Raw genomic sequence first — 17,833 nt, forward strand, 5'->3', positions numbered from 1 at the left:
ATGAAGAATCTTCTTCCACTTATCGCGCCGCTTTTTTTATTGACTGTCCTCCTCTGACCTTGTTCGAAAAATAAAGACTGACACCGATGCCGATAAGGGAAATCATGATCAACGTCCAGCCTAACTGCTCAAAATGAGGACCAGCAATTTCATCACCAAACAGCATACCGAGAACAGCAGATGACAGAATGGAACCAAGGTAGCGACATGTTTGAAAAAGCCCAGAGGACGTGCCAATCATATGCTGAGGGCTTGCCTTGAGCATCGCAGCTTGCAGCGCAACATTTCCAATCCCGTAACTAAGTCCAAGCAGCGCTAGAACAAGCCCTTTTCCCCATAATGGTGCCGGAATAAAAAAGAAGGTCATCGCAGACGCCCCAGCCAGCATCAATACCGCACTGGCTAATACCGGATGGCGTTCATCCCCGCGGTCCACCCACTTACCCGTCAGCGGAGAGACAATGATGCTCACCCCAGACATGCAAAGCATAAAAAGACCCGTCATTTCCACACGCCAGCCTAATTCATCTTGGAAATAGCTCGGCAAACCAAAGAAAAGACAATAGAAAAAGATATTTAAAATGATAAATTGCACATACACGAGTGAAAGTCGCTGCTCCTGTCTGAACATCCGAATTTGAATAAACGGTTCATCCACCTGATACTCCCACCAAATAAAAGCGCCTGCACTCAAGAGACAAAGAATCCCCTGTACATATTGAATGCCATGACCTAGTGATAATAAAAACGAAAGCAGAAGGACAATACAAACTGTAAAAAGCAGCATCCCTGGCAGATCGAGCTTCCGTACCGTTTCACCTATACGCAGCTTTCTCTTTTTCTGCTCCTTTGGAAACAAAGATAGTCCAAGAAAGAAGCTGATTAAAATAAAAGGCAGATTCACTAAAAAGATAGCCGGCCAGCCGCCGATTGTCATTAAAAAGCCGCCAAGTGTCGGTCCAAGCGCCGTCATCGCTGAAGCAAAAATGGACAATACCGCTAACGCCGATGCCTGCTTGTCTTGAATATGATCCCGAATGAGTCCGACACCGGAAGGATAAATGGCACTGCTCCCAATTGCCTGCAATAGCCGGATCACAATCAGCACCGCAAACGTCGGGGCAAACGGCGCACAGATGGCTGAGACCGCGACAAGACCCAGTCCGAATAAAAATAATGTTCTCCGGCTCATCACATGATCCCCAACCCGGCCGCTCACCGGCTGCGTCACCGCACTAGCTAAATAAAAAGACGAAATAAGCCAAGATACAGTCGTAAATGACAAACCGAATTCATGCTGGATTTGATGCAAGGCCAAAGAAATCATTGAGGAATTCAACGGATTTAACATGGTCCCAAAGGCAATCGCAGTTAAAAAGACTTTTCGGTTGTCCCTCCACTTCTTCATACACCGACCCCCTCTTTGTGTTCTGACATGTTTCCTTCCGTTATTATGAGATTCATTTCCCTTTTTTACCCTGATCAATTCAAGTTCTCTCTTGGAAAAGCAAGACATACATTTTAAAAAAGGCGAGTGTTGGAAAAACACATATAAAATTGAGAATATGAGGAACAAATGGTAAGATGCTACACATATTTAAAAGCCTACTTTCTCCTTATATGGAGAAAGGCTGAAAAGGAGGAGAAGCTTATTATTAAGAAAAGACGGTTTTGGGTCCCAGCCCTTTTCTCGGTTGCAGTATTACTTCTGTCTTCGTGTGGTGCAAATGAAACAAATGGGAACGGAGATAAACGTAATTCTACAGCGAAAGGGTCGCCAATTTTGGAGGATGGAAAATTTATATTTGCAGCATCAGGTGAATTTCACCCGTTCAGTTACATGGATGGAAATCAGATGTCAGGCTTTGATATCGATGTAGGCAATGCGATTAGTGACAAACTAGGCCTCGAGCCTATACAGAAGAAATATAAATTCGCAGGCATCGTTGAAGGTGTGAAATCAGGAAAATTTGATGCGGCAGTTGCAAGTCATACCATCAATGAGGAACGAAAAAAACACGTCCTTCTTTCTAAGCCATACTACTACTCTGGTCCGCAAATTTTCACAAGACCTGGAGCAGACATTCAACATGCTGATGATTTAAAAGGCAAAGAAATTGCTGTATCTAAAGGCTCGTCCTACGCTGATATTGCAAAGGAACATAGCGGGCAGGAACCAAAATATTACGACAGTGATGTAGTCGCTTTAGAAGCACTAGCCAACGGAAAACACGATGCAGTCGTGACGGATTTCGCGACAGGTGCAGAAGCCATGAAGAAAAAATTAAAGATCGAAACGCAGGAAAGACTCGGACAAAGTGAGCAGGCAATTGCTGTATCTAAAGAAAATGAACAGCTCATAAAAGAGATCAACGATGCGATTGACGCATTAAAAAAGGATGGAACATTAAAACAAATTAGCGAGAAATACTTTGATGAAGACATCACAGTCAAACAAAATTAAAACCACGATTGTGCGCCTTTTTTAGGCGCACTTTCTTCAAATGGAGATGATTGTTTTGCCTACCCTATCACATTTTTTTCAGACGCTGATTGATTCAAGAGGTATTTTTTTAGAAGGAATGCTGCTCACCTTACAGCTCACTGTGATCAGCATCTTCATCGGCATGTTCATCGGGCTTTTCTTTGCTTTATTGAAAATATCACGCGTGGCTGTCTTCGGTTATATCGCCAACGCCTATATCTTCCTTGTACGCGGCACACCACTGATTGTTCAAATTTTCATCCTATATTTTGGACTGACAGAATTAAATATCCCCGACTTCTGGGCCGCTTCCATTGCGCTCGCCTTTCATAATGGAGCGTATATAGCAGAAATATTCAGAGGTGCCATCCAATCAATCGATCAAGGGCAAAAAGAGGCTGGACGCTCTCTTGGCATGGGGCGTTTTCTAACAATGAGACGCATTATTCTCCCGCAAGCGATGCGGCGTGCCCTCCCTCCTCTTGGCAACCAGTTCATTATTGGCTTAAAAGATTCATCACTCGCCGCCTTTATTAGCGTCAATGAACTATTTAACGTCGCCACGACCCAAGGCTCAAACAGCTTTGACAATATGACCTATTTACTTGTTGTAGCCGTCTATTACTTAGTTCTTGTCCTGCTGTTAACATTCGCTGTCCAAACCTTTGAGAAGAAACTATCAGTCAGTGACCATTAGGAGGAGAAACATGACAGAATCAAAGGAACTCATTCGTGTTGAAAAACTCAATAAACACTTCGGAGAACTGCATGTTTTAAAGGATATCGACCTCACTGTTTATGAAAATGATGTGGTCGTCTTAATTGGAGCCAGTGGCTCTGGAAAAAGCACCTTGCTCCGCTGTATGAACTTTTTAGAAATCAAAAATGATGGAGAAATCGTCATTGATGGCAGCCATGTTCACCCAAAACGCGATCAATTAAACGAGATGCGGCAAAAAATAGGCATGGTGTTTCAGCATTTTAACCTCTTTCCGCATAAAACTGTGCTTGAAAACATCATCGAAGCGCCTGTTATGGTGAAAAAAACAAAAAAGGCTCAAGCTGTATCAGAAGCCAATGTCCTGTTAGAAAAGGTCGGACTTGCGGATAAAGCCAACGTATATCCTTCTAAGCTATCAGGCGGTCAAAAGCAGCGTGTGGCTATTGCAAGAGCTCTCGCCATGAAACCAGATGTCATGTTATTTGACGAACCTACGTCTGCCCTCGATCCAGAGCTTGTAGGCGAGGTGCTGCAAACAATGAAAAGTCTCGCAAAAGAAGGCATGACGATGGTCATCGTCACACATGAAATGGGCTTTGCGAAAGAAGTCGCCGATCGTGTCGTCTATATGCACGAAGGCCGTATCGTCGAAGAAGGCACGCCATCAAAATTGTTCGATTCTCCTCAAGAGGAACGAACCAAGCTGTTTCTCAGCTCCATTTTATAGGTCAAACGCCCTTTATTTTTCGTGCTCAATGCACGTTTTTTCTCATATTTCACGAACTTTTCATCCATTTATATTGAATATAACTAAAAACCATGTAAGATTACCTTACATGAATATGTCATATATGACTTTTCTCTCTATAATGAAGAATTAAGAAATCAATTAATTCTGAATGATTCAGGGGGAATGCAGCATGCAAATGGGTGATACAGTATTTATGTTCTTCTGCGCACTACTCGTGTGGTTAATGACACCGGGTTTAGCCTTATTCTACGGAGGACTCGTGAGAAGTAAAAACGTCTTAAGTACAACCATGCACAGCTTAACTTCACTAGCGATCGTCTCTATCGTATGGATCATGTTTGGCTATTCCTTGGCTTTTGCGCCAGGCAATGCATGGATTGGAGGCTTAGACTGGATTGGATTAAAAGGCGTTGGCTTTGAACCTGGTCCCTACAGTGAGACCATCCCACATTCATTGTTCATGATGTTCCAAATGACCTTTGCCGTCTTAACAACAGCCATCATCTCAGGTGCCTTTGCTGAACGAATTCGTTACTCAGCGGTCGTTGTGTTTACACTCCTTTGGGTCACATTTGTATACGCGCCAGTCGCACACTGGGTATGGGGCGGCGGTTGGATTGGCGAAATGGGTGCGCTCGACTTCGCTGGAGGAAACGTGGTTCACATTTCATCAGGTGTTGCAGGTCTAGTCGTAGCGATTGTGCTTGGGAAGCGTAAAGAAGCAGCAAGCTCTTCTCCTCACAATTTGATTTATACTCTTCTTGGCGGAGCTGTCATTTGGTTTGGATGGTTTGGCTTTAACGTTGGAAGTGCTCTTACCTTAGACAGTGTCGCAATGTATGCCTTTATTAACACCAATACAGCTGCTGCTGCGGGAATCATCGGCTGGCTGTTAGTCGAGTGGATGATCAACAAAAAACCGACCATGCTCGGCGCGATTTCTGGAGCCATCGCAGGTCTTGTGGCAATTACACCTGCCGCCGGTTTTGTCACACCTTTTGCTTCTATCATCATCGGAATTATTGGCGGGATTGTATGTTTCTGGGGAGTCTTCTCACTCAAAGCCAAATTTGGCTATGATGATGCACTAGATGCATTCGGGCTTCACGGAATTGGCGGGACTTGGGGAGGAATTGCAACAGGGCTTTTCGCAACAACCTCTGTCAATGACGGCGGAGCCAATGGCTTATTTTACGGAGATCCCAGCTTACTTTGGAAGCAAGTTGTTGCTATTGTAGCCACCTATGCCTTTGTAGCTGTTGTGACATACGTGATCATCAAAGTGGTCAATCTCTTCTTTAAAATTCGCGCAACTGAAGAAGAAGAATCAGTGGGTCTTGATTTAACCATGCATGGGGAAAAAGCTTATCAAGATTAATGAAAAAGGGGTGTCTCTATGAGCAAAATGTATAAAGTGGAAATTGTCACACGTCCAGCCAATTTTGAAACATTAAAGGTGGAGCTTGGAAAGATTGGTGTCACTTCCATTACCTTTTCGAATGTACACGGCTGCGGTTTACAAAAGGGACATACAGAGCTATACCGCGGCGTCAAAAAGGAAAGTAATGTGTACGAACGATTAAAGATTGAAATCGTCCTAAGCGAAGTACCTGTCGAACAGGTCGTTGAAACAGCTCAAAAGGTACTTCGTACAGGCGAACCAGGGGATGGGAAAATTTTTATATATGAGATAGAAAATACAATCAACATTCGGACAGGTGAAGAAGGACCTGCCGCACTCTAAACCATCCTCCGCCGAGTGCGGGGGATTTTTTAAAGACAGAAAAAAACCTCTGCATGATTCATATACAGAGGTTTCAAGACTTAAGATTGTTTTGTTTCTTCAGATTGACTGCTGTCTTTAGAGGAATCAGAAGACTTTTCTTGATCAGAGGATTTCCCCTTCTCATCAGACTTTTCTTCAGATTTTTCTCCAGCAGGCTCTTTGGCCTTATCTTCAGCAGCAGGTTCCTTCGTTTTTTCATCAGCTTTTGGCTGAGCAGGTTCTTTTGCTTCTTCCGTCACTTCTTGCGCGGCCTTTTCAATAGTCGAAACAGGCTTGTCAATGAAGCTAAGTGGATTAAGCGCTAAACCTTCCATACGAATTTCAAAATGCACATGGTTGCCGCTTTCAGCACCATAAAGATTTTTACCAGAAGCACCGATGACATCATTCTGCTTCACTTCATCGCCTTCTTTAACACTCACTTGTGACAACGATTGATAAACAGTCGATAATCCATCTTCATGTTCAATTTCAACGACGTGACCGAGAACTGGATCTTTTTTCGCTTGAACCACTGTTCCACTAAGAGCAGCTGTGACATCAAACACTTTGCCATCTTTATCTGCAAGATCAATACCTTTGCTCAAGGTATAGGTGTTATTATAGTTTACAAGTGCTGCTTCTTTTTCTTTTTGATCAGCATCTGCTTCATAGAACTTTTTCACGACAGAAACATTATCAGAATTCTGGACTGGCATGGCAACATTTTCAATTGGCTTTCCAACTTCAACGGCATCATCACGCTGTTCTTGCCCTGTTTGATTTCCATCAGATAGTTGGTCTTTCACATCTTTTGATACAGCTTGATACCAAAGAACGGCTGTTAACACGACCGCTGCGCTGACCAAGTAAATTGCAGGGAATACCCAGCGCTTACGGAAAAATTGCTGAACTTTTGTGATTTTGGAAGTACGTTTCTTTTCTTCCTCTCTCATTTTTCATCACCTCAGCAACATTCTGAACACTTTTCAAAAAATATATACACACGAAATCATTTTTCTTTTTATTTTGCGCAATCGCATCAATAATATGTATGATGAATGAAAAAAAGATGGGGGACTTTAATGTGAAAACTTTCAACCGTATAGCAACAGAAGCTGACCTCAAAGCAATCGTTGATATTTACAATTCAACTATTGCTTCAAGAGAAGTAACCGCCGATACAGAACCAGTTTCAGTTGAAGACCGCCAGCAATGGTTTTTGAATCATTCAGAGAAAAGACCTCTCTATGTGAAAACAGATGAGGATGGACATATTTACGGCTGGCTCAGCTTTGAAACGTTTTATGGAAGACCTGCATACAATGGGACCGTTGAAATGAGTATTTACTTAAACCAAGACTATCGAGGGAAAGGCTTAGGGTCACTTTTTTTACAAGAGGCCCTTGAGTTGGCACCTTCACTAGGCATTCGAACATTACTCGCCTTTATTTTCGGGCACAACGAAGCCAGCATTCGATTATTTAAAAAGCACGGCTTTGAAACATGGGGTCACCTGCCACGCATCGCAGAAATGGACGGCAGCAGGTACGATTTAGACATTCTAGGAAAAGAATTATAAAATGAGCGCCTCTCCAACAAAGAGACGCTTCAGATTGTTGATAAAGGGCTAAAATGATCTTGATTTTAGCCCTTTGTCTTCTTTTCAGCTTGATAGAAAACCTTTGCAGCCCTAGGAAGGACGAGTACTGGCGCGGAGCGAATTTGACATTCGTGAGCACCAGCACGCAGGACTGACAACGAATGCGAGGGTTTGTCTACATGCTGGAGCGTCTCTCCAACAAAGAGACGCTTTTTTATGATGCGTGTAACAACTGTTCAAACTGTTTCGCATTTTGAACAGATTTTCTTTGCAGGATGATGCCATGTTCATCTATCAGAATCGCTTGCGGAACAACAGTTACCCCATACAGCTCCATGATTTGCGAAGAGCGCACATACACAGCATGATCTGGCAGCAATTGAAGGAGCAATCCATCATCTCCTTGTTCATCTCCATTGATGAAAATGAATTGAGTATCATCGCTAGAGATGTGCTGATGCATATCAGACAAAATGCTTTTGCATGTCATACAAGTGGTATTTACAAATAACAGCATCACGGCTCTTCCGTTCTGTAAATACTCCTTTAAAATGACCTTATTCCCTGAATGTGTATAGCTACGAAATAACGGCGCAGTATCACCAACATCCGCTTCCTTTAATTCAATCCCATCAAAGGATTTAATTTTACTCATAAATTTTCCGATAAAGCGAGCAAGCAAAAACACAACTGCCAGCTGAGCAATGACAATGAGTAACACAATAATTAGTAGAATATCAGTCATTTCACTTAGTCTCCTTCTATAAACGATTCAAATTGATTCATCCATTTTCTTTTGAACATCATGATTGTTTTCCCAACCGCTATAATCAAACAGACAGCCACTGCAATCAAAAAACAAATAATATGAAGTGGCCACGGAATTGTTTCTACATAGGGATGTACATAAAACAACCCAATCACAAGAGCCAGCATCGACACATTACGAATCACAATTCCCCAGTGAAGATGGTCATTTTCAAGCAAACCTCCACAGCCGCATGAAATGTTACGATGTCCTCTCAATAAATTGAAGGTGACCGCTCCAGTATAGATACATAAAAGTGCTGTAAGACCAATCGCAGGTACAAGAGACATGTTCCACACGAACAATAAACCCGTACAAGCCAATTCAACAGTCAAAAACAAATAAAACATGGGCGCCGTGAGCGCAGGAGGCAGCAGGCGATAAGCATCCATCTGCTGAATATGCGCCGTTTGTTTTCTCACTTTATCAAGCCATGCACCTGCAAAGATGATTCCTAATAAATAGACACCTATAAAATAAAAGACACTCACCTTACGCCATCTCCTTTTGTTGAAATAGTTGGGATTGTGCCTCGTAAAGCCTTTTGTACTCTCCATCTAGCGCCATTAGCTCTTCATGGTTCCCCTCTTCAACGAAAGCACCATCTTTCATCACGATAATCCGGTCTGCTAAGCGGGCCGCTCCCATACGATGTGTGATAAACAAGACCCCTTGATCCTGCGTATGATCGAATAGCTTTCGAATGAGTGAAATCTCCGATAGCGGATCGAGAGCAGAAGTCGGTTCATCTAAAATGATAAAATCACTTTCTCTAAAAAAGGTTCTCGCCATCGCAAGCTTTTGCCATTGTCCGCCAGACAGTTCATGACCTTCTTCAAAAAACCGGCCAAGCTGCGCATCGTATGTTTCTTCCATTTGATGAATTCTTTTCTCTATGCCTGCTTGCCGTGCAGCTGAGATCATGCGCTCTTCATCATCTATTTCGTCAATACGGCCAAATCCAATGTTTTCTTTCACAGTGAATTCGTACTTCATAAAATCTTGAAAAAGGACGGCCATTCTCGCATGATATGATTTTTTATAAATGGTCGAAATCGATTCACCATTGACCTTTTGCATATTCGGCTTGTCTGGATCATATAAACCGGTCAAGCATTTAATCAAGGTCGTCTTACCTGATCCGTTATCCCCCACCAATGCAATGCGTTCACCTTTATCGATATGAAAATGTATATGTTCAATAGCAGGCGTTTTCATATTCGGATAGGTAAAAGAGAGATTTTCTAGCGTAATGGACTGAATACATTCAATCCTCCGAAGCGATGCCGCTTCCTCTGTCTGCTCATCAATTTCTTCTTCTCTCTTTTGAAAAGCTCTCATTTCATCAATATAGAGACTCGTTTCATATAAACTAGAACATTCCCTCGTCAAATCCTGAAAACCACTTTGAATATTTTGCACAGCTTGGAGCACAGCGACAAACGTACCCGCAGCTAATTTCTTTTGAAAGATAAGAAAGACAATAAAAAGACCACAGCACACATAGGCAAATGTCATAAGCAATCCGCCTGCCATCTCCCAGCGAACCTGACGTTTTAGTAATTTATATTTTTCATCTGCACTTTTTACATAATGACCTTTCCATTTTTGAAGAAGGTAATTTCCTATTCCATATAAACGGATTTCCTTCAATGAATCTCGCTGCGCAACAAGATCAGACACATACATTTCTCTTCGATCATTTGCCGTTAACATGCGGTTTAATTGATACCGTGCGCCTCCAAAGAAAAGCTCAATCCACAAGACAGGCAGAGTACATAAGATCAGAATGATTGCCAAGCCCCAATGGATACCAATCATATAAATGAGAAGTGATACAACAGTAATCAATGCGCTCATGATTGTAAAAATACTTCTAACCATACTCAGAACATGCTGATGACTGTTCATCACACGTTGACTTTCATTATAAAAAGACGGGTGTTCAAATGTAATATATGGAAGCTTGATCGCCTTTTGAAGCAATTCACCCTTCAAATGCAAACCAATCAGATTTGTCGCTTTCTGCTGACTAAGCTGAAGAATGAATTGAAGCCCATATCCTAAAATCACAATGACCATTTGCAACCCAAATAACCTTAAGACCTTTTGAATATCCCCTGAAGAAGTCATGAATAAAATAATTTCATTAATCAATGTTTGAATAATCCAGACGCTAGCCAAAGGCATAAAGCCAACGATCACTTGGATGAATAGAGTTAACAGAAGATATGATCGACTTCTTTTCCAAGTATAGGAGATTGCATATAAACAATGGTTCACTGTACTCATCAAACGCTCCACCTTACACCATTTAGTATAATTGACATATTTTTGATATTTATATTATGATAGCTCTGCGTAACTTCACTCTGAGAGGACGATATACGATGACTTCAATCTTACTTTTACAGCTAACTCTTATTCTTTGCAGCCTTTTATTGACGATCGGAATCATTATCTATTTAAAACACCAGATGGAATTAATCATCTTACCAATCCAGCATGTGGGGCAAAAACTTGTTCATCCGCTACTCGAAAAACCATCACCTATTCAAATGAATGATTTACTACAAAAAAATCACAAGCAACAGTTGCTTATATTCACTGACACAGCATGTCCGCACTGCATCCCATCGCTGGAACAATTCTTAGAAACGAAAAAGCAGCGTGAACTAGACATTTCTTTTAGTATTTTGCTAAAGAATGGGAAAGAAGAGGATCAAGAATTATATCGTGATAACCAAACCAACATGCGAATTATCTCAGTAGATGAACAAATGATAGGCGCCTTTCATATTGAAGAGTTTCCATATTACATCATGGTAGAAGAAGATGAAACAATCTCATATGCAGCTCCTTTTCCGGATGGTCTTTATTCAAGGTTTTCTGCAAAATAAACATAAATGAGGCATGTGAAGATAACAAACACACGCCTCATTTTTTTATTGGTTTGGATCTGCCTGAACATCCTGATCCTTTTCCCTTGCGGCGATTTCACTCGCTTCACTTGAAGCTGTGGCTTGTTCCTCAGCTTGTTCAAACTCACTGCGAGCCTCATTTGAAATATCTACTTGGTCACCATGCTGATTCACAGTAACGGACGAAGAAGACGATTCTTTTTGAACCTCTTTCTCTAGTTCCTTTAATTTAGACACATGAAGCTCTAAATCTTTTCCTTGCTGAACTAGAGTCAGTTGTTGAAATAATGCCTTTCTCTCTTCTGGAGAATGGTCGCCTTGAACAATTTTCGCTGCTTGGTTTAAAAAAGAATTGGATGTTTGACTCGCTTGACGACTGTTTGACGTCTGCATAGCATTTGTTAAGAATGAAATTGAAGATATGCTCATGCGTTCACATCCTATTAAATAAAATCCTTGAATTTAGCAGCCACATCTAATGCGTTCTTGGCTAGTACAAATCTCACCTGTATCACGATCCACGTAGTAACGGAAAGTTCCAACACCTTGAAGGAAACAAGTTGGCGCCGATTTGCATGAAGTGACTAATTTTTGCAAAATACATCTTGAAGCTGCAGGTTGAACATTGGTCATTTTGTTTAAGAAACGATCTAACATATGAATTCCACCTTCCAATTTTTATGGTAATACAACACAATAATAACCAATTACAAGACAACTAACAACATATTTTGATAATTTTACTAATTATTTTTAACTAATAATCTTATTTATGACATAAATTGTCGTTAAAATTCATAGTAAATGTTACTTTTTTCTTATTCGAAGATAATTTATTTATCCATAAATAGTAAAGTGAAGATAGAAATTTTTAAAAATTGTTCTACATTCACTCTTCCTAAAGTACTACCTGCTCAAGTATGATAAAGAGTGAATACATAAAGGAGTGAACACCATTGCAACAAACTGAGAAAATCATTCAATCTCTTCATTCGATTACAAAGTGGGGAAAAGTTGGTAGTATATTTCTCTATATTTCAGGCGGCCTAGCTATTCTCGTTGGCTTTTGGCTTGTTCTTCCTGCTGCCCTTGGCGTCTTCCTCATTATGATGGGAATCCATGTACAAAAATCTGTAAACGCAGCTGAACAATTAATTCAAGCTCCTGATACTTCTTATGAAGAGTTATTAGAACAATATGCAAAGATGATGAAAATGCAGACGCTATTTGCCATATCAAGTATTGTCGCAGCCATTCTCTCATTCATCGCCATTATCCTGATGCTGATATTAGGCGGTCTAGCATTTCTTCAAGAAATTCCTAGTGACATTCAGCAATATGAAGGTGAATACGAGGAAGAGCTTGGTGACTTTTATTAATCGAGAGGGGTATCAATGAACATTCGATACCCCTTTTGTTTGATATTTGGCATCGTTTTACCCTTCTAAGCTTGACATTCTATCTTGATCATTTTAAAATACAAATCGTAACTATTACGAATTAAAGGGGGTTCCTATTACCGATGCGTGTAAAAATTACCTTAGCCTGTACGGAAACTGGTGACAGAAACTATATCACAACAAAGAATAAAAGAACGAATCCGGATCGACTGGAGTTAAAAAAATATTCTCCTCGGTTAAAGAAATATACCCTTCATAGAGAAACAAAATAATTTTTTAGACTACAAATCGTAATCATTACTTTTTAAGAGAGGCGGAAATGAACATGAGCATTGGCAAAGGGACAGAAGGAAATGAATAAGCGAATACCCGTTACAGTATTAAGTGGTTTTTTAGGAGCTGGAAAAACAACGATATTAAATCATGTACTACAAAATCGTAAAGGGTTAAAAGTAGCTGTTATTGTTAATGACATGAGCGAAATTAATATTGATGCAGAACTAATCAAACAAGGCGGTGAGCTCTCTCGATCAGATGAGAAGCTAGTTGAATTATCTAATGGTTGTATTTGCTGCACATTAAGAGAAGATTTGTTAATCGAAGTAGAGCGCCTATGTAAGACTGGTCATATTGATTATATTGTCATTGAGTCAACAGGTATTAGTGAACCTATTCCAGTCGCGCAAACTTTCTCTTATATTGATGAAGAAATGGGGATAGATTTGACGCGCTTTTGCCGGCTAGACACGATGGTCACTGTTGTAGATGCGAACCGTTTCTGGACCGACTTCCAGTCAGGAGAAAGTCTATTAGACCGTAAACAAGCCGTTTCCGATGATGACGAACGAGAAATTTCCGATTTACTGATTGATCAAATTGAATTTTGCGATGTGTTGATTATCAATAAGTGTGATCTAGTATCAAACTCAGAATTAGACCGACTTGAGCACGTGCAACCCACACTTCAACCAGAAGCATCTATCATCAGAACCTCAAAAGGGCAAGTAAAGCCAAGTGACATTTTAAATACTGGTTTATTCGATTTTGAAAAGTCCAGTGCTTCTGCTGGCTGGATTAAAGAAATCAACGCTGGGCATTCTCAGCATACGCCAGAAACAGAAGAATACCAAATCTCCTCCTTTGTTTATGAAAGAAGACTTCCCTTCCATACTGGCAGGTTAAATAATTGGTTAGATCAGATGCCAAAGCAAATAGTTCGCGCTAAAGGATTTACATGGCTTGCCACACATCATGATTTAACCATTTTAATTTCACAGGCTGGAAAATCTGTTGCGATTGAACCAATTGCCTACTGGATTGCTGCCTTGCCTGAGCAAGAAAAAGCACAGATATTAAAGCAAGAACCAGAGCTTCTTGATGAGTGGGACGCAGAATTTGGTGACAGGCATACAAAACTTGTGTTTATTGGCGTAGATTTACCTAAAGCAGATATCATTCGCTCACTTGATCAATGCTTACTCACACCTGAGGAATTTGATCAAGAATGGACTACGTTTGAAGACCCCTTTCAATGGAAAATCCAACATTAAGCCAGGAGGGTTTTAAGTGGCAAAGAAATCTAAAATTGCTAAAGAAAAAAAGCGGCAGCAGCTTGTATTGAAATATACAGAATTAAGAAAAGAGTTGAAAGAAAAAGGTGAATATGAAGCTTTAAGGAAATTACCTAGAGACTCTTCCCCTACTCGCTTAAAAAACCGCTGTGAGTTAACCGGTCGTCCTAGAGGTTACTTACGAAAATTTAAAATGTCTAGAATTGCTTTTCGTGAGCTTGCCTATAAGGGCCAAATTCCAGGAGTGAAAAAATCGAGCTGGTAAAGATTGAGTTGATCTTATCACAGCTCCCATAAAAGTAAAGCAGTAAAAAATGTTGAAAAATCTATTTTCTAAGCATATCTCAACCTTTTTGAGCCACAAAATAACATTTTAAAAACCAGCAGAGTTTCTGCTGGTTTTTAATCGTGACGGGATTCTAAGATGAATAGACCCTTTTTCTATAAAAGGATTTTCAACAATGATTATGACATTTTCTCTACTTTTCAAAAAATCATGATCATGATACTTTGTTGTCACTACCCACCGATGTATGACATTTCAACTTTTTTCTGATCTTTCTTCTGCTCTCTCTCAGCTGAATATTGATCATCTCTATTCGACCATAGTTCCTTCAATATGTTCTTTATATCTTCATTATCTTTTGTTGAGCGAATCACCCGCTTCAGATCAAAACCCGATGATGCAAAAAGACATGTAAACAATTCACCGCGAGCAGAAAGTCTCGCTCTATTACATGTTCCACAAAAAGCATCTGAAACAGAAGAAATAATGCCTATCTCTCCTGAACCATCTTGGTAAAAGAATCGGTTGGCTACTTCACCTGGATATTGAGGAGGTTCTGGTTTGATGGGAAATGTTGAATCAATTAGACCAATGATCTCTTTCTTTGTCATGACATGCTCTAGAATCCATTTATTCGTATTTCCGACATCCATGAACTCGATAAATCTGAGAACATGTCCTTCTTTTTTAAAGTAAGCTGCCATTGGTAAGACATCCTGATCATTCACACCTTTTTGAACAACCATATTGATCTTGATAGCAAGTCCAGCTTTTTTTGCAGCCTCAATCCCATCAAACACTTTTTGGATAGAAATATTCCTTCCGTTCATTTGCTTGAAACGGTCAGGGTTTAATGAATCCAAACTAATGGTGACTCTTTGAAGACCTGCTTTCTTTAACTTTTCAGCATATACAGGTAAAAGCGTTCCATTGGTTGTCATCGCAATATCTTCGATTCCTGGAATTTTTGAGAGCTTTTCTATTAAGATAGGCAAATCTTTTCGCATTAAGGGTTCACCACCCGTGATGCGTATTTTCACCACACCTAGGTCCTTTGCAAAAAGAGTAGCAAGCTGTTCAATTTCTTCGAAACTAAGCAGTTCTTCTTTATTCAAAAAAGGATAATCTGGTCCAAAAATTTCAGCAGGCATACAGTACGTACATCTAAAGTTACAGCGATCTGTTACTGATATTCTTAAATCGCGCAATGGTCGATGTCTCCTATCCAATATACTGTCCATACTTTGCCTCCTATTCTGTTATACGCTGATGGTGAGTGTATATATTAAAAGATTCTCCTCTGACAAATCCAACTGTCGTGATATTTAATTCTTCTGCCATATTAAGCGCCAGCTCAGTTGGTGCTGATTTTGAGATGACGATCGACACTCCTAGTTTTGCTGCCTTCAATAGAACTTCTGACGATATCCGGCCGCTAAACACAAGAATTTTATCTCTAAGTGGAATTTGATGAAGTAAACAGTATCCATAGATTTTATCTAATGCATTATGTCTTCCTATATCAGTTCTAGTGATGAATAGCTTTTCTGTATCACACAGTCCAGCATTATGCACACCACCAGTATGTTGAAACAATTGACTTTCTTCTTGTAAACATTTCATTAGACGTATACAAGTTTCGGCAGAAATGTTGATTCGATCAATGGCTGTTTTTGCTGTTTTCACATCTTGGAGAAAATAAAAGTGTCTCCCTTTCCCACAGCAAGAACCAATCACCCGTTTTGTAAAATCTGATGACTGAAATCGGCTTGAGTGAACTAAATCAACATAGGCAAAGCCCATACTTTCATCTATTGTAAACCTTTTAATCTCATTTTCAAATCGAATGACTCCTTCTGAAGCTAAAAAACCGATCACCAATTCTTTCAAATGATCTGGTGAACAAACAAGTGTTACAAATTCCTCTCCATTCACGATCACAGTTAAAGGAAATTCTTCTACAACTTCATCTGTTTTGCAAGTAAATTGACCTTCACGATATTGGTGTATGACTCGTTTCTTTTTGACAGAAGGATTCATTGTATGACCTTCCTTTCAGCACAAATTTAGTTATATGAACCAATCAAATTGTGATATTATTTTAAAAAGTCATAAAAATGTAACATATTTCTATCTTATCAAACTTTTTGATTGCTTTATATGGGGGGAACAAAATGAACAAATCGAAAAATCGCTGGCTCATCGCAACAAGTGCTGTGGGAATTCATTTATCTATTGGGTCTGTTTATGCTTGGAGTGTTTTTACGAATCCTTTACATCAGGCCTTTCAGTGGTCACTCACAGAAATAAGCCTGACCTTCAGTATTGCTATTTTATTTTTAGGTTTATCTGCTGCTTTCATGGGGCATTTCGTTGAAAGATATGGTCCAAGGGCATCAGGGCTCTTCTCAGCCATTTTCTTCGGCATCGGGATGACAGGGTCAGGATTCGCTGTACACATGTCCTCACTCCCTCTCCTCTATTTATTTTATGGTGTACTCGCTGGGATAGGATTAGGGGTAGGCTACATTGCACCTGTATCAACTTTAGTGAAATGGTTTCCGGACCGAAGAGGACTTGCAACCGGCTTAGCTATTATGGGTTTTGGATTTGCGTCTCTTATTTGCAGCCCAATTATCCAATATCTCATTGAAAAAGTAGATATTGCAAATACCTTTTACATTCTTGGAATTTCCTATTTTATGATCATGGTGATTTCATCTCTTTATTTATCACCACCAACACCTGATGACGTCAAACAATTTGATGTGTTAAAAACAAATCAAAGAAAAATCCCTCAGGATTTATCACAGCTTACAGCAAATGAAGCGATCAAAACACGACGTTTTTATTATTTGTGGCTCATGCTCTTTATTAATATCACATGCGGAATTGCCATTATTTCAGTAGCATCGCCTCTTGCTCAAGAAAGTGTTGGGTTCACTGCTGGTGCTGCCGCTACCCTTGTTGGCATTTTAGGTGCTTTTAATGGTTTAGGACGGATTGGCTGGGCTTCCTTCTCAGATTATATCGGAAGGCCGAATACATATACAATCTTCTTTAGTATCCAGCTCATTGCCTTTCCTTTACTTCCCTACTTAAAAGAACCGCTCGTCTTTTCAATCGTGATGGCGATCATTTATACGTGCTATGGAGGAGGGTTTGCCTCAATTCCAGCCTATATTGGGGATTTATTTGGCACGAAACAACTTGGTGCCATACACGGTTATATTTTGACAGCCTGGGCAGCTGCTGGTTTAGCAGGACCTTTATTTTCATCCTTTATCCGGGATATAACAGGTAACTACACGCAGAGTCTGATGGTGTTCTCTGGCTTATTTTTCATCGCTTTTATCATATCTCTTCTCATACGGAAGGATATTCAGCAGCTTAGAGAAACAAACCTTACTGCTGCTGCTTCTGTCTCATCCCGACCTTAATTTGAATTTGACAGAATCACAATCTAAAGGTAATTTTTAGATATGAAAACGCTTTATAAAGTAATAGGAGGGTGATGATATC

20 protein-coding genes are annotated in these 17,833 nt (G+C 40.1%); 12 read left to right on the top strand and 8 right to left on the bottom strand.

What is annotated here, in order from left to right:
* Window positions 1-19 precede the first annotated feature (19 nt).
* On the bottom strand, window positions 20-1,408 hold the full coding sequence (locus MHH54_RS16720; protein WP_106032126.1) for an MFS transporter: 1,389 nt from the start codon (window positions 1,406-1,408) through the stop codon (window positions 20-22).
* Between the two features lie 168 nt (window positions 1,409-1,576).
* Between MHH54_RS16720 and MHH54_RS16725 the strand changes: the two genes are divergently transcribed.
* From MHH54_RS16725 to MHH54_RS16745, 5 genes are all read left to right on the top strand, one after another.
* On the top strand, window positions 1,577-2,464 hold the full coding sequence (locus MHH54_RS16725; protein ID WP_342500454.1) for a transporter substrate-binding domain-containing protein: 888 nt from the start codon (window positions 1,577-1,579) through the stop codon (window positions 2,462-2,464).
* Between the two features lie 40 nt (window positions 2,465-2,504).
* Window positions 2,505-3,182 (top strand): amino acid ABC transporter permease, encoded by a 678-nt coding sequence (locus tag MHH54_RS16730; protein WP_078061638.1) that lies wholly within the window; start codon window positions 2,505-2,507, stop codon window positions 3,180-3,182.
* 10 nt (window positions 3,183-3,192) lie between these two features.
* Window positions 3,193-3,933, top strand: coding sequence for an amino acid ABC transporter ATP-binding protein (locus tag MHH54_RS16735; RefSeq protein WP_106029552.1), 741 nt, complete (start codon window positions 3,193-3,195; stop codon window positions 3,931-3,933).
* A 193-nt stretch (window positions 3,934-4,126) separates the two neighbouring features.
* Window positions 4,127-5,335, top strand: coding sequence for an ammonium transporter (locus MHH54_RS16740; protein ID WP_003215412.1), 1,209 nt, complete (start codon window positions 4,127-4,129; stop codon window positions 5,333-5,335).
* Between the two features lie 18 nt (window positions 5,336-5,353).
* Window positions 5,354-5,701: a P-II family nitrogen regulator gene (locus tag MHH54_RS16745; RefSeq protein ID WP_003214763.1), complete on the top strand. Its 348-nt coding sequence runs from the start codon at window positions 5,354-5,356 to the stop codon at window positions 5,699-5,701.
* Between the two features lie 80 nt (window positions 5,702-5,781).
* Here the strand turns inward: MHH54_RS16745 and MHH54_RS16750 are convergent, their stop codons facing one another.
* Window positions 5,782-6,678 (bottom strand): peptidoglycan DD-metalloendopeptidase family protein, encoded by an 897-nt coding sequence (locus MHH54_RS16750; protein ID WP_003214850.1) that lies wholly within the window; start codon window positions 6,676-6,678, stop codon window positions 5,782-5,784.
* Window positions 6,679-6,794: 116 nt separating this feature from the next.
* Here MHH54_RS16750 and MHH54_RS16755 point away from each other — a divergent pair, with 116 nt between their 5' ends.
* Window positions 6,795-7,304, top strand: coding sequence for an N-acetyltransferase family protein (locus tag MHH54_RS16755; RefSeq protein WP_342500455.1), 510 nt, complete (start codon window positions 6,795-6,797; stop codon window positions 7,302-7,304).
* A gap of 235 nt (window positions 7,305-7,539) precedes the next feature.
* Here MHH54_RS16755 and MHH54_RS16760 read toward each other — a convergent pair whose 3' ends face one another.
* Genes MHH54_RS16760 through MHH54_RS16770 form a run of 3 tightly spaced genes read right to left on the bottom strand, consistent with a single transcriptional unit; the run spans window position 7,540 to window position 10,425 of the window.
* A complete protein-coding gene (locus MHH54_RS16760) occupies window positions 7,540-8,070 on the bottom strand; it encodes a redoxin domain-containing protein (RefSeq protein ID WP_342500456.1) in 531 nt (176 codons plus the stop codon).
* Window positions 8,071-8,075: 5 nt separating this feature from the next.
* Complete coding sequence (locus MHH54_RS16765; RefSeq protein WP_106035689.1) at window positions 8,076-8,624, bottom strand: MauE/DoxX family redox-associated membrane protein; 549 nt, start codon at window positions 8,622-8,624, stop codon at window positions 8,076-8,078.
* 1 nt (window position 8,625) lies between these two features.
* Window positions 8,626-10,425, bottom strand: a complete 1,800-nt coding sequence (locus MHH54_RS16770; protein WP_106029546.1) for an ABC transporter ATP-binding protein — start codon at window positions 10,423-10,425, stop codon at window positions 8,626-8,628.
* 98 nt (window positions 10,426-10,523) lie between these two features.
* Between MHH54_RS16770 and MHH54_RS16775 the strand changes: the two genes are divergently transcribed.
* The gene (locus MHH54_RS16775) at window positions 10,524-11,033 is read left to right on the top strand and encodes a thiol:disulfide interchange protein (RefSeq protein ID WP_342500457.1); all 510 of its coding nucleotides are present in this window, start codon (window positions 10,524-10,526) and stop codon (window positions 11,031-11,033) included.
* A gap of 45 nt (window positions 11,034-11,078) precedes the next feature.
* Here MHH54_RS16775 and MHH54_RS16780 read toward each other — a convergent pair whose 3' ends face one another.
* Complete coding sequence (locus tag MHH54_RS16780; protein ID WP_137054288.1) at window positions 11,079-11,483, bottom strand: hypothetical protein; 405 nt, start codon at window positions 11,481-11,483, stop codon at window positions 11,079-11,081.
* A 527-nt stretch (window positions 11,484-12,010) separates the two neighbouring features.
* Between MHH54_RS16780 and MHH54_RS16785 the strand changes: the two genes are divergently transcribed.
* From MHH54_RS16785 to rpsN, 4 genes are all read left to right on the top strand, one after another.
* A complete protein-coding gene (locus MHH54_RS16785) occupies window positions 12,011-12,433 on the top strand; it encodes a DUF5362 family protein (RefSeq protein WP_144520422.1) in 423 nt (140 codons plus the stop codon).
* A 143-nt stretch (window positions 12,434-12,576) separates the two neighbouring features.
* Window positions 12,577-12,726, top strand: a complete 150-nt coding sequence (gene rpmG, locus MHH54_RS16790) for a 50S ribosomal protein L33 (protein ID WP_003214771.1) — start codon at window positions 12,577-12,579, stop codon at window positions 12,724-12,726.
* An 81-nt stretch (window positions 12,727-12,807) separates the two neighbouring features.
* Window positions 12,808-14,004, top strand: coding sequence for a GTP-binding protein (locus MHH54_RS16795; RefSeq protein ID WP_342500458.1), 1,197 nt, complete (start codon window positions 12,808-12,810; stop codon window positions 14,002-14,004).
* Between the two features lie 16 nt (window positions 14,005-14,020).
* Complete coding sequence (rpsN, locus tag MHH54_RS16800) at window positions 14,021-14,290, top strand: 30S ribosomal protein S14 (RefSeq protein ID WP_342500459.1); 270 nt, start codon at window positions 14,021-14,023, stop codon at window positions 14,288-14,290.
* A 254-nt stretch (window positions 14,291-14,544) separates the two neighbouring features.
* Here rpsN and moaA read toward each other — a convergent pair whose 3' ends face one another.
* Together moaA and fdhD are read right to left on the bottom strand one after the other, a co-directional pair.
* On the bottom strand, window positions 14,545-15,552 hold the full coding sequence (gene moaA, locus MHH54_RS16805; protein ID WP_342500460.1) for a GTP 3',8-cyclase MoaA: 1,008 nt from the start codon (window positions 15,550-15,552) through the stop codon (window positions 14,545-14,547).
* A gap of 10 nt (window positions 15,553-15,562) precedes the next feature.
* Window positions 15,563-16,351, bottom strand: coding sequence for a formate dehydrogenase accessory sulfurtransferase FdhD (gene fdhD, locus MHH54_RS16810; RefSeq protein WP_342500461.1), 789 nt, complete (start codon window positions 16,349-16,351; stop codon window positions 15,563-15,565).
* 134 nt (window positions 16,352-16,485) lie between these two features.
* Here fdhD and MHH54_RS16815 point away from each other — a divergent pair, with 134 nt between their 5' ends.
* Window positions 16,486-17,751, top strand: coding sequence for an OFA family MFS transporter (locus MHH54_RS16815; protein ID WP_137054284.1), 1,266 nt, complete (start codon window positions 16,486-16,488; stop codon window positions 17,749-17,751).
* The last annotated feature ends 82 nt before the right edge of the window (window positions 17,752-17,833 follow it).

This window comes from Bacillus sp. FSL K6-4563 (genome assembly GCF_038630405.1).
Lineage (GTDB): Bacteria > Bacillota > Bacilli > Bacillales > Bacillaceae > Bacillus > Bacillus pumilus.